Origin of the sequence: Microbacterium sp. A20 (assembly GCF_004794515.1) — a bacterium.
Lineage (GTDB): Bacteria > Actinomycetota > Actinomycetes > Actinomycetales > Microbacteriaceae > Microbacterium.
The window spans coordinates 176,336-188,212 of record NZ_SSDF01000090.1 but is presented as its reverse complement, the minus strand read 5'-3'; the positions used below and the strand labels follow the sequence as shown (position 1 = coordinate 188,212).

10 protein-coding genes and 1 tRNA gene are annotated in these 11,877 nt (G+C 69.3%); 3 read left to right on the top strand and 8 right to left on the bottom strand.

Annotated elements, in window-relative coordinates; translation table 11 throughout:
• Positions 1 to 128: 128 nt before the first annotated feature.
• The 4 genes from DW298_RS16830 to DW298_RS16815 all read right to left on the bottom strand — a co-directional run bounded on the left by DW298_RS16830 (position 129) and on the right by DW298_RS16815 (position 4,018).
• Positions 129 to 1,253, bottom strand: a complete 1,125-nt coding sequence (locus DW298_RS16830) for a 5-(carboxyamino)imidazole ribonucleotide synthase (protein WP_136043606.1) — start codon at positions 1,251 to 1,253, stop codon at positions 129 to 131.
• A gap of 103 nt (positions 1,254 to 1,356) precedes the next feature.
• Positions 1,357 to 1,875, bottom strand: coding sequence for a PH domain-containing protein (locus DW298_RS16825; RefSeq protein WP_136043663.1), 519 nt, complete (start codon positions 1,873 to 1,875; stop codon positions 1,357 to 1,359).
• Between the two features lie 86 nt (positions 1,876 to 1,961).
• The gene (locus DW298_RS16820) at positions 1,962 to 2,738 is read right to left on the bottom strand and encodes a biotin--[acetyl-CoA-carboxylase] ligase (RefSeq protein ID WP_136043605.1); all 777 of its coding nucleotides are present in this window, start codon (positions 2,736 to 2,738) and stop codon (positions 1,962 to 1,964) included.
• On the bottom strand, positions 2,735 to 4,018 hold the full coding sequence (locus tag DW298_RS16815; RefSeq protein ID WP_136043604.1) for a CDP-glycerol glycerophosphotransferase family protein: 1,284 nt from the start codon (positions 4,016 to 4,018) through the stop codon (positions 2,735 to 2,737). The genes DW298_RS16820 and DW298_RS16815 overlap by 4 nt, the downstream gene beginning before the upstream one ends.
• Positions 4,019 to 4,187: 169 nt before the next feature.
• Here DW298_RS16815 and DW298_RS16810 point away from each other — a divergent pair, with 169 nt between their 5' ends.
• Positions 4,188 to 5,213 carry a glycosyltransferase family 2 protein gene (locus tag DW298_RS16810; RefSeq protein WP_136043662.1) on the top strand — a complete coding sequence of 342 codons (1,026 nt, stop codon included), beginning with the start codon at positions 4,188 to 4,190 and terminating at the stop codon, positions 5,211 to 5,213.
• A 27-nt stretch (positions 5,214 to 5,240) separates the two neighbouring features.
• On the opposite strand, the gene DW298_RS16805 is transcribed toward DW298_RS16810, so the two are convergent.
• The 3 genes from DW298_RS16805 to DW298_RS16795 are packed head-to-tail and all read right to left on the bottom strand — an operon-like array spanning position 5,241 to position 9,555.
• Positions 5,241 to 6,677 carry a CDP-glycerol glycerophosphotransferase family protein gene (locus DW298_RS16805; RefSeq protein WP_136043603.1) on the bottom strand — a complete coding sequence of 479 codons (1,437 nt, stop codon included), beginning with the start codon at positions 6,675 to 6,677 and terminating at the stop codon, positions 5,241 to 5,243.
• Positions 6,674 to 7,927: a CDP-glycerol glycerophosphotransferase family protein gene (locus tag DW298_RS16800; protein WP_136043602.1), complete on the bottom strand. Its 1,254-nt coding sequence runs from the start codon at positions 7,925 to 7,927 to the stop codon at positions 6,674 to 6,676. Before DW298_RS16800 ends, DW298_RS16805 begins: the two co-directional genes overlap by 4 nt.
• Positions 7,928 to 7,974: 47 nt before the next feature.
• Positions 7,975 to 9,555, bottom strand: coding sequence for a trypsin-like peptidase domain-containing protein (locus DW298_RS16795; RefSeq protein WP_205820421.1), 1,581 nt, complete (start codon positions 9,553 to 9,555; stop codon positions 7,975 to 7,977).
• Positions 9,556 to 9,651: 96 nt separating this feature from the next.
• On the opposite strand from DW298_RS16795, the gene DW298_RS16790 reads away from it, so the two are divergent.
• Positions 9,652 to 10,854 (top strand): aminotransferase class I/II-fold pyridoxal phosphate-dependent enzyme, encoded by a 1,203-nt coding sequence (locus tag DW298_RS16790; RefSeq protein ID WP_136043600.1) that lies wholly within the window; start codon positions 9,652 to 9,654, stop codon positions 10,852 to 10,854.
• 28 nt (positions 10,855 to 10,882) lie between these two features.
• Here DW298_RS16790 and DW298_RS16785 read toward each other — a convergent pair whose 3' ends face one another.
• Positions 10,883 to 11,692 carry a carbon-nitrogen hydrolase family protein gene (locus DW298_RS16785; RefSeq protein WP_136043599.1) on the bottom strand — a complete coding sequence of 270 codons (810 nt, stop codon included), beginning with the start codon at positions 11,690 to 11,692 and terminating at the stop codon, positions 10,883 to 10,885.
• Between the two features lie 94 nt (positions 11,693 to 11,786).
• On the opposite strand from DW298_RS16785, the gene DW298_RS16780 reads away from it, so the two are divergent.
• Positions 11,787 to 11,860 (top strand) — tRNA-Met (locus DW298_RS16780).
• Positions 11,861 to 11,877: the final 17 nt, after the last annotated feature.

Sequence of the window (11,877 nt, the reverse complement as noted above, 5' to 3'; positions counted from 1 at the left end):
GGAGCGGCGGAGGAGTGCAGTGGCTCGGTCACCAGATCAGGCTACGGTCTGCCGCTGGGAGAAACCCCGAACGCCGCGCCTCTTCGTGCGCATGTCTCCGGTGTGATGGCGCCGACAGCGGGCACTGCTCAATCGAAGTGCGCGGCAGCCGCCCGCGCCACGTACACGGCATCGTCGAGGTCATCGTCGACGACGTTCACATGACCGACCTTCCGGCCGGGTCGCGGAGCCTTGCCGTAGGTGTGGATCTTCGCCTGCGGGTGCTCGGCCATGGCCGCGGCGAAGCGCTCATCGAGCGTGCCCTCCACGGGACCGCCGAGGATGTTCACCATGACGGACCAGGCAGAGCGGGGCGCGGTGCTTCCCAGCGGAAGATCGGCGACCGCCCGCAGATGCTGCTCGAACTGTCCGGTAACGGCGCCGTCCTGGCTCCAGTGCCCGCTGTTGTGCGGTCGCATCGCGAGTTCGTTGACGAGGATTCGCTCGTCGTCGGTCTCGAACAGCTCCACGGCGAGCATGCCCGTGACGCCGAGTCCCTCCGCGATCGTGCGGCCGATCTCCTCGGCGACCTCCACGAGGCGGTCGGCGGCGGCGGGGGCAGGGGCGATGACTTCGGCGCACACTCCATCGCGCTGCACCGTCTCCACCACGGGGTACGCGACGATCTGCCCGCTCGGGCGACGGGCCACCTGCTGCGCGAGTTCGCGCACGAAGGGAACGAGCTCTTCGACGAGGAGCGCGTCATCTCCGGCCAGCGCATCGAGCCAGTCCTGCGCCTCGGAGGCTGCACGCACGACCCGCACGCCCTTCCCGTCGTATCCCCCGCGCGGTGTCTTCACGACGCCCGCGCCGGCATGCGCATCGAGGAAGTCCTGCAGCTCGGCGGTGCTCCGCACGGGAGCCCAGTCCGGCTGCGGCACGCCGAGTTCGGCGAGACGTGCGCGCATGACGAGCTTGTCCTGGGCGAACTGCAGGGCGTCAGGCCCCGGGTGGACGACGACGCCGTCGGCGACGAGTGCCCGCAGGACCTCCTGTGGCACGTGCTCGTGGTCGAAGGTGACGACATCGACATCCGCGGCGAAAGCGCGCACCGTGTCGAGATCGCGGTAGTCACCGATCGCGGTCGCCGCGAGCGCGGCGGACATGCCTTCGTCTTCTGCGAGCACTCGCAGGTCGAGACCGAGCTCCACCGCGGGCGCGATCATCATCCGGGCCAGCTGTCCTCCGCCGATCACACCAACACGCAACGCCATGTGCCGTCTCCATTCGTCTGTCCCATTCTCGCGCACCGGGACAGCCGGATTCGACACTCTCCGGGTCAGCGGACGCTGCTCCCGCACGCAGTGTGCGACGAAATCACGACGCGGACTGTTCGTCTCCGCCGGCCTGTGCGTCGCGATGCGCCAGGATCTGCCCGACCTCGATCTGGTCGGCGAGCGTCTCGTGCACGAGCGTCACGTTCGGGACGTTCGCGAGTCGGAGCGGTGCATCGACGCCGTTCGAGAGAGTGATGTTCCCCGAACCCCACAGCCGCTGCAGCGGACCACGGCGAACCGCGATCGTGTAGCCGCGCGCGTGCGACATCTCGCGACGCCCGCGAGCGCCGATGCCGTGGTGGGCGATGACGCGCCTGGTGGTGACCGTGGTGCTCCGTGAATACCAGACCACGAACGGGATGACGACCGCGAGGAGCACCACGAGGGCTGCCGCTGCGAGCAGCATCCAATCCTCGAGACCGGCGGACAGGTTGCCATAGAAGTACGCGGTCGCACCGAAAGTCGCGATGAGGACGAGAGCCGACCAGAACAGCCGACGCGCGTGACCCCGGAAGCGCGCGATCAGCAACTCCTCCGAGGGTGTACCGGGCGGCGGCATCAGGGGCCGCCCGCCGAGCGTCACAGGCTGGGTCACCCCACCATTGTGCCTGTGATCTGCGACATCGTCGTCTGGGCGACGGCGTGTCAGTATCCCGCGGGGCGGACGTGCACGACGTCGCCCGCCGAGATCGTCTGCTGTTCACCGTCGACGGCCACCAGCAGGCGCCCCTCCGGATCGAGCGCTGTGGCCACGCCCTCCAGCATCCGACCAGCCGGCAGAGACACGCGGACCGACTGTCCGATCGTCGCGCATCGGTCGGTCACCGCCGCGTGCAGCCCGCTGCTGCCCGCGTCACTCGTCGAGACGAGCCTCGAGAGCAGACGATCCAGCGCGGAGAGATAGTCGGCCAGGAGGCGGTCCTCGTCGACGTCGGCGTCGAGCACCGCGAACGAGGTGGCCGTCGGAACCGGAAGCTGCTCGGTCGTCATCGCCGTGTTCACGCCGGCGCCGACGACCACGGTGTCCGCAGTCGCCTCAGCGAGGATGCCGCAGATCTTGCGCCCGTCGACCTGCACGTCGTTCGGCCATTTCATCCTGACGTCGTGCTCGGGCAATTGCGACGCGACTGCTTCGGTCATCGCCGCACCTGCGGCGAGCGGAACCCAGCCTCGGACTGCCGGATCGACCGGCAGCGTGCGCAGAAGCACGGAAACGGCCAAGGCGCTACCCGCCGGGGCGACCCAGCTGCGGTCGAGACGGCCGCGACCTGCGGTCTGGTCTCGGGTCACGATCGTCGACAGATGCGGCCAGCCGACAGCGTCCCCCGCGTGCGCACGAAGATCAGCGTTCGTCGACCCGGTCCGTGCCAACGCCTCCAGGCGAGGGACCGTGGTCTGCGCCAGCGGGAATTCCACGGTCATGCCTCCTCGTCGTCGACTTCCTCGTCGTCGTCGTCCTCGTCCTCGCGGATCGCCCCCACCTCGTGGGCCTGCCAGCGCTCCCACTCCTGCATGAGTCCGTCGACCGCAGCGTGGAACTTCTCGGTGGCCACGCCCGGCGTCGTGTCGCCGAAGTAGTGCTGCACCCACATCCGCAGACGAGCGATGGCTGCCTCATCGGCTCGCACCCGTTCGACCTCTGCGACGATGTCGTCCGCGGCCTCGGCCGTCAGCCATTCACAATCAGCGAGGTACCCCTGCGTGTCGATGGAGGCACGCTCATCCGTCGGTCGGGTGATCATCAGCGGCTTCCCCGCCGCCAGCCGGTCGTAGACCATCGCGGAGATGTCGACGACGGCGACGTCGGCCGCCGTCAGCTGCCAGCCGAGCTCCGGCGCATGGTCGTACACGTGCTGGGCGGTCGGGTCGGCGGCGTTCGCGGTGTTGATCGCCGCGATGATGCGCCGGTGGGCGGCGCCGTACGCCTCGTCGACGACCCCACTGCGCGGATGCGGTCGGTAGATCACCCGATGTGCACCGGTCGCCAGCAGCCGTGTCACGAGCGCCTCGCCGTGGGTCGCGATCGAACCGTAGTGGGCACTCGGCCGATCCCCCTCCCACGTGGGCGCGTAGAGCACGACGGTCCGATCATCCGGCACGAAGGGCAGCGTTCCCGAGTAGTGATCCGCCTGCGGCCGGCCGATCTCGATGGTGCGGCGATCAACGTCGTAGTCCCACAGCGTGCGCGACAGCCGGTCGCGGGCAGCCTGACCGGCCACGAAGGCGTAGTCGTACGCCTTGTACTGATTCGTGGTCATGTACATCTTGTCGGACTCGCCGTGGTTGATGAACACGTGCCACCGCCGGCCGTAGCGGAACATCTGGAAGTTGCGGGTGTTCTGATTCACGTACAGCACCACGCGGATGTCCTGCGTCGCGATGAACCGTTCCAGGTCGCGGACCTTCGGCACGAATGCGACCGGAGGGGAATCCTCGTCCAGCAGCCTCTCTGTACCGGTCGCCTGTCGCGAGAGCACGACGACGGGCCACCGCTTCGAGAGCTCGGCGAGCGGGCGGTACCACTGGCGCATCTGGTACATGTTCACGGCACCGTCGGCGAAATACACCGCCACCTGGAAGTGCTCGGTCGGGAGCGGTTCGCGTTCGGAGAGCCGTCGCCGCACGCGCTGCACGGCCGTGCGGGATGCGAGCGCCCGCTTCAGCAGTCGGTACGCCTTCTTCGCATCAGACAGTGCACCCATCCCTCCAGAATAGTTCGTCGCGGCGGCATCATCCGGCGCCTGCGGCCGGATCCGGCGCCGGAAGGCCGATAGTCCGCGTCCTGCTCAGGATCACCGAGAGCCACCGTGACATGATCGTCATGTGCCAGCCGACGAAACCGCCGCTCCCCTGTCCGGGGTGTCCTTCGTGATGCCGGTGCTCAACGAGCGGGCGTACCTCGAGCACGCGGTCGAATCCGTCCTCGCCCAGGACGTCGATGTCCCCACCGAGCTCGTCCTCGCACTCGGGCCGTCCAACGACGGCACGACAGAGCTCGCTCGGCGGCTGGCGGAGAACGACGAGCGCATCCGACTGGTCGACAACCCTGCGGCGCACATCCCCGTCGGGCTCAATGCGGCGATCCGCGCGAGCCGCTACTCGACGATCGTGCGCGTCGACGCGCACTCGGAGCTCTCCCCCGGTTATGCCGCCCGGGCGCTCCGAACGCTCGAGCGCACCGATTCGGCCAACGTCGGCGGCGTCATGCATGCCGAGGGGCGCACGCCGTTCCAGAAGGCCGTCGCCCGCCTGTACAACTCCCCGGTCGGCCTCGGCGGTGGCGCCTACCACGGAAGCTCCCAGGAGGGTGAGGCCGAGTCCGCCTATCTGGGCGTGATGCGCCGCGCAGTGCTGGACGAGGTCGGACATTTCGACGAGTCGATCCGGCGAGGTGAGGACTGGGAGCTCAACCTGCGCATCCGCCAGGCGGGGCACCGCGTCTGGTTCGACCCCGAACTCGCTGTGACCTACTGGCCCCGCGAGAGCTGGATTCGGCTGGCGCGTCAGTTCCGCGCGACCGGCGCCTGGCGCGGTGAGCTCGTCCGGCGGTTCGGCCGCCGCAACGGCATCCGCTACTTCGCGCCGCCTGCGCTCGTGGTCCTGGTCCTGCTCGCCCTCGTGGCGGGGATCCTCCAACTCACCGGGGTGCTCAGCGGTGCAGTCTCGCTGATCGTCTCGATCATCGTGTACGGACCCCTCGCGCTGTATGTGCTCCTGGTGCTGGGAGTCGCTCTGGCACCGGGAGGCGGCGGTGTGCGCCAGCGGCTGTGGACCATGCTCGTCCTGCCGACGATGCACCTCTCCTGGGGCATCGGCTTCATCGGCGGTGTGCTCCGAGGGGCTCGCGACACCGTCGACGCGTCTCGCCTCGGCACCCGCAACACCCCGCTCCCCTGAACCGATCCGGCGGCGCGGGCAGCGACGTCAGAGCGTGACGAAGCCGAGATCGAGGATGCGGTCGACCACGCGCTGAGCAGCATGGCCGTCTTCTCGGGAGTTGAACTGCCGGCGCCATGCCTCATAGCGCTCGGCGTAGGCAGCCTCGTGGCCCCGGTCGTCGAGGGCGGCGGCGAGCTCCTCCTGCGTGCGCACCAGGGGCCCCGGGGCGCGTTCGGCGAGATCGAAATAGAAGCCGCGCAACTGGCCGCGGTAGTGGTCGAGGTCGGGCACCAGGAAGTACATCGGCTTGCCCGTGACGCTGAAATCGAACATGACGGAGGAGTAGTCCGTGATCAGCGCGTCGGCGGCGAGCAGCAGCCGCGCGGTCTCCGGATACCCCGTCACATCGATGACACGCGCGCCGTCGCGGTCGCGACCCTGCTCCAGCGTGCGGGAGTGACCGCGCACGAGCACCACGGCGTTGGCCTGACGCGCCAACAGCTCGGGGTCGACGAAGTCGACCATCTCCGCGCGGTCGTCGCGCCACGTCGGGGCGTACAGGAGCACCCGCTCCTCTTCCCCGATGCCCAGAGAGCGACGGATCGCGGCCGCGTCTCCGGTGATCAGCGTGTCATTTCGGGGGTAGCCCTCCACCCAGATCGGCCGCCCGAAGAAGGCGTAGGCCTTCCGCAGGATGCGCTCGGAGTAGGTGTTCTGCGCCAGGAGCACGTCCCAACGGCGGGATTCCTTCACCACGGCGGCCATGCGACGCGGATCGAAACCGGGACGGTGCAGCGCGAGCCTCTTCAACGGGGTGCCGTGCCACGTCTGCAGCACTTTCTGCCCCGGCTTGCGGGCGAACCGACGCCGTAGCCAGTCGTTCACGACGAGCAGACGCGATGCTCCTCGTGCGTGCCACCACTGGGGACTCCCCTCGACGACGGCGATCGCGCCTTCGGGAACCTCGACAGAGAGGTCGACGACGCTCCAATAGCGACGCACCTGCGGAGCACGCGCCGCCAGCTCACGGTCGATCGCACGAGGATTGCAGCCGACCGTGCGGCCGTAGAAGCTCTCGAAGAAGACCGCGTTCTCGGTGCCACCGCTCTGAGCGACGTAGCGCTCCTCGAGCGTCGACCTCCCCTCCGCCGTCTCGTACACCGGCTCGATCGGCGCGGCGATGCGGACGGTGGCGCCGTCGACGGCGATGCGCACACCGGTGAGGACGACAGGATCGATCCTCACCTCCTGCAGGTCGACATCCGCGATCCGCAGCTCGTACGTTCCGGTCGGCAGCGGAAGCGACGGACCACCCCAGCGCGACGCCTGCAGCGGGAAGGTGGCCTTCCACGTCTTGCCACCGCCGCTGATGCGGCCCTCGACCCGTGCGCGCGGTCCGACCAGCGCAGCATCCGCCGGTCGCGCTCCGGTCCCTGCGACGACCAGCGCCTCTGCCGCGTCGTCGATTCGGGCCGTTGTCATGCTGCTCCCTTCGGCGCGGGAATCCCCCGTGCGCGGATCACGTCATAGACGCGTTCGGTGTTGCGTCCGTCCCGATACGCGTGCATCCCCGCGCTGAGCGTAGCGGACCGCTCGGACGCCGCGTCGTACACGCGGCGGTCGGAGAGCAGATGCTCCAGCTGCACGAGCAGCCCTGCCCAATCAGCGGCCGCATCGGGGCCCGCGACCTCGTCGTACCGGCCGTAGAAGCCGCGAGTGCGCGCGTACTGCTGCGCATCCGGTGCCAGGAAGAGCACCGGCATCGACAGGAGCCCGACATCGTATGCAAGGGAGGAGTAGTCGGTGATGAGCACGTCCACCGCCGCGAGCACCGGGGTGACGTCGGCGATGACGGACGAGCCCAGCGCGCGGACCCGCCTGCTCGGCAGCGGAGGCGCGTAGCCGCCTTCCCCCAGCGGGTGCGAGCGCACCAGGAGGACCGCATCCTGTGCTTCGAGGAGGCGGATGATCTGGATCCACTCCGTCGCAGTCGGAACCGCGGGGTCGGGAGCCCCGTCCCGCCAGGTCGGGGCGTAAAGGATCGTGCGTGCTGACTCCGGGAGGTCACCCATGGCCTCCCGGAGAAGCTCCGACGCAGCACTGCGACGCTCTCCCTGCGAACCTGCGGAGAGGACATCGACGCGCGGCTCGCCGGTCACCACGACCCGCTCGTCGCCGAGACCGAACGCAGACTCCAGCCTTCCCCGCGCGCGATGGGAGGCGGCGGGCAGCACCCGGATCCGCTGCGCGGCGGAGCGGTAGAGCACCGCGATCGCACGACGCAGCAGCGGTGCACCGGGGACGTTCGGCACCTCGGTCGTCGCCGGCGAGTCCAGTCCGATCCGCTTGAGCGGGATGCCGTGCCAGAGCTGGACGACGAATGCGCCGCCGTTCGCGTAGCGGTTGACGTCGCCCAGGCCGTGAGTGACCACCAGGGCGCCGGCTCTGGCGGTCGCCCACCAGCCGCGCAGACCGCTCTTGCGCACGAATCGGATGCCGCGGGCGGCGGCCTCTCGGTCCTCCCGTGCGGAGGACGTGAGCCAGAGCGTGTCGTGTCCTGCAGCCGCGGCATGCTGTCGCAACGCGAGCGCCCCGTCGCCGATCCCCGCACCGCAGCCGAACACCCAGCGTCGCCCTCGCGGGACGAGGAGCGTACCGATGCGTCCGACGGCATACAGCGGGATCCGGAGCAGTTTGGCCGCGTTGCCGGTGCCGAAAGAGAAGGACGCCACCCCGCGAGCCTATCGCGGGGTGGCGTCCTTCTCTGTGACCCGCGGGGTCAGCCGGCCAGTTCGCCGAGCGTCACCTCGACGTCGTAGTCCTTGCCGTTGCGGACGTATGTGACCTTGGCCTCGCTACCGGCCGCCGCCGCGCGCACCTGCGCGGTGAGGTCGGTGGCGCTGGTGATCGGCACTCCGTTGAAGGAGGTGACGATGTCGCCCTTCTCGATACCTGCGGCGGCAGCAGCCCCGCCCTCGTTGGCCTTGGCGATGTAGGCGCCGGCGACGGTCGCGCCCTCGATGCTCGATGCATCCTGGACGGAGGCGTTCAGCAGACCGTGCGTGGCGGCGCCGTCGGCGATGATCTCCTCGGAGACGCGCTTGGCGATGTTCGAGGGAATGGCGAAACCGATTCCGATCGAACCGGAGTCCTCGGAGTTGCCCGAGCTCGCGATCGCCACGTTGATGCCGATCAGCTCGCCCTTGCTGTTCACGAGGGCGCCGCCCGAGTTGCCGTGGTTGATCGCGGCATCCGTCTGGATGACGGCGATGGAGATCGATTCCGAGGTCTGCTGCTGGCCGCTGCCGGGGATGTCGAACTGGAACGGCCCCTGGCCCTGACCCTCCTCGGGAGACTGCTCCTGCGGAGCGTCTTCGCTGGAGGAATCCGGCAGCGCGGAGGAGGCGATCTGGATGCTCCGGTTGAGCGCGCTCACGATGCCGGTGGTCACCGAGTTCGCCAGGCCCAGCGGGGCGCCGAGCGCAACGGTCGTGTCCCCGACGTTGAGCTTCGACGAGTCGGCGAAGTCGATGGGCGTGAGCCCTTCCGCGTCCTTCAGCTTGATCACGGCGAGATCGTAGATCGGATCGGTGCCGACGATCGTGGCCTCGTAGATCTTTCCGTCGGACGCCGTCACGCGGATGGTGGGATCGGCCGCGGCGCCGCCGAGGGTCACCACGTGCGTGTTGGTGAGCACGTAGCCGTCGTCGCTGATGATCACGCCGGAGCCGCTGCCGGCCTCCTGCGAGCCGGCGACCTCGATCGTGACGACGGACGGCAGGGCGGAGGTCGCGACCGCGGTGGTCTCGTTGACCGAGCCGGGGTTGTTGACCGTCACGGTCTGCGGTCCGGTCGCCGTACCGGATGACGGGGTGTCCTGGAGTCCGTTCAGCAGCGCACCGCCGCCGAATCCGGCGACGCCGCCGACGAGCGCGGCCGCGACGATGAGGGCCGCGAACTTCGTGCCGCCTCGTGTCTTCTGCTCCTTGGCCTTGACGCCGGCACCCGCGAGCGGCTCAGAGCCGAGCGGCTGGGTCGGCTGTGCGTGCGGCGCCGCCGACGGGATGCCGAAAGCGGCGCCCGAAGCGGTGCCGACGGCCGGCGCGGCGAATGCATGCGGCACCGGCGCGACCTGGGGTGCGGGCGGCACGTGCGACGTGAACGTCGACGGCACCTCATGGCCCTGCACCGGCGCACCGGACGTCGGCGCGGCGGGCGCGACGGGCCCGGCGGATGCCGACTCGGTCTTGTCAGCGGCGGCAGCCGTCGCCGGCTGAGCGGCGACCTCTGCGGCCTCGGTGGACGGCACGGCGTCGTTCGACGCGGATGCCGAGTGGTCCTGGGGTTCGTTCTCGTTCATGGTGTGCTCCTTCAACGACCACTTCAGAATGACGCCTGTGTCTGTGTGTTCCTTATGTCGAAGATGAGTTTCCGCTATGGCCTTAGCCTGTTCTTCATGAGTGTCATTCCCGGCGCATGGCGGCGCACGGCGGCCGGTGCAGGCCTGCTCGCCGCAGACGGAACCGTCGCGCCCACCATCTTCGCAGAGATGTCCGCAGCAGCAGCCCGCACCGGGGCGATCAATCTCGGACAGGGCTTCCCCGACGAGGACGGACCGTCGGAGGTGCTCGAGGCCGCCCGCAGCGCGATCGCGCACGGCGCCAATCAGTATCCGCCGGGGCGCGGCATCCCGGACCTGCTCGACGCCATCAGCGAGCACCAGCGGCGCTTCTACGGCCTCGAGGTGGACCCGGCCAGCGAAGTGATCGTGACGGCGGGCGCCACCGAGGCTCTGACGGCGACACTGCTCGCGCTGATCGACGGCCCCGACGACGAAGTGGTCGTCTTCGAGCCGTACTACGACTCGTACGCCGCGGCGGTGGCACTGGCGGGCGCCCGACTGCGCACGGTTCCTCTTCGCGCTCCCGACTTCCAGCCCGACCTCGATCAGCTCGCCGCGAGCGTGACCGACCGCACCCGCATCATCCTGGTCAACGATCCGCACAATCCGACCGGCGCGGTCTTCGGACGCGACGTGCTCGAGGAGGTCGTCCGGCTGGCCGCACGACACGATGCCGTCATCGTCACCGACGAGGTGTACGAGCACCTCGCCTTCCATGCTCCCCATACGCCGATCGCCACGCTCCCCGGAGCAGCCGAGCGCACGCTCACGATCTCCTCGGCGGGCAAGACCTTCTCCGCGACGGGATGGAAGATCGGCTGGGTGCACGGACCAGCCGCCCTCATCACGGCTGTCCTCACCGTGAAGCAGTACCTCACCTACGTGAACGGTTCCGCCTTCCAACCCGCTGTCGCCGTCGGCCTGCGGCTGCCCGATTCGTACTTCACCGATGCCGCGGCGACGCTCGCGCACAAGCACGAGATCCTCGGCGACGGACTGCGCACGGCCGGGTTCACGGTGTTCGCCCCGCAGGGTGGCTACTTCACGGTCGCGGATGCGACGGCGCTCGGGGGCACGGATGCCGCGGCATTCTGTCGCACCCTCCCGGAACGCGCCGGCGTCGTGGCGATCCCCCTGAGCGCGTTCGTCTCCGAGGCCCGTCGGAACGAGTACTCGGGCCTGGTGCGCTTCGCCGCGTGCAAGCGCGTCGATGTGCTCGAAGAGGCGGCATCGCGCCTGGCGCGGTTCCCCGCCTGACCGGCTCGGCCCGCACCGGATCCCGTCCTCAGCGCGGTACGACCGCGTATCTGCGCGCACGCAGCGAGGGGTTGCTCCGTCGCACCCGCTCGATCGCCGCGGCCTCCACGACCGCGACCGCCATGCCGGGGGCTGTCCCGACCCCTGCCAGGACCACACCCTGCGGATCGACGATCTGCGAGTGGCCGACGCCGATCGGCGTGGGGTGATCGGCCGCGACCACGTAAACGGTGTTCTCGATCGCACGCGCGGCGAGCAGCGTCGTCCAGTGGTGCTCCTTGAGCGGACCCCTCACCCATTCGGCGGGGACGACGAGGGCGTCGGCGTGCGCATCGACGAGCGAGCGGGCGACCTCGGGGAACCTCAGGTCGTAGCAGGTCATGAGCCCGAACCGGAGACCCCCGAGCTCGAACGTCGACGTCTCCCCCACTTCTCCGGGCTCGATCCAGTCGGACTCGGTCTGCCCGAATGCGTCGTAGAGATGCTGTTTGCGATAGACGGCGAGGATGCCGTCGCCCCGCACCGCCACCACCGTGTTCCGCACGCGATGCCCGTCGGAGGCGCGCTCGACGAGGCCGGCGACGATCACCAACGCACGGTCGGCGGCCAGCGCGGTCAGAGCTTCGACGAAGTCGCCGTCGAGGTCTTCTGCGTTCGCGGCCAGGGTGTCGTCCATCGGGTCGACGAAGTAGCTCGAGTACTCGGGGAAGACGATCAGCTTCGCGCCCCGCGCGGCGGCATCGGCGGTCAGCTCCGCGATCTGCGCGAGGTTGTCGGCACGGGACGCCGTCGGCGCGAACTGGCACACGGCGACGGCGATGGCAGGGGTTTCAGGCATATCCCCATCCTCGCGCATCGACACGCCCGGGGCGTCGCGCAGGGCGGCCCCGATTGGCTCGACCCTGGGATCCGTGATAAGTTACTTCTTGTGCCGCGGGGTGGAGCAGTTCGGTAGCTCGCCGGGCTCATAACCCGGAGGTCGCAGGTTCAAATCCTGTCCCCGCAACAAATGAAAGGCCCTCT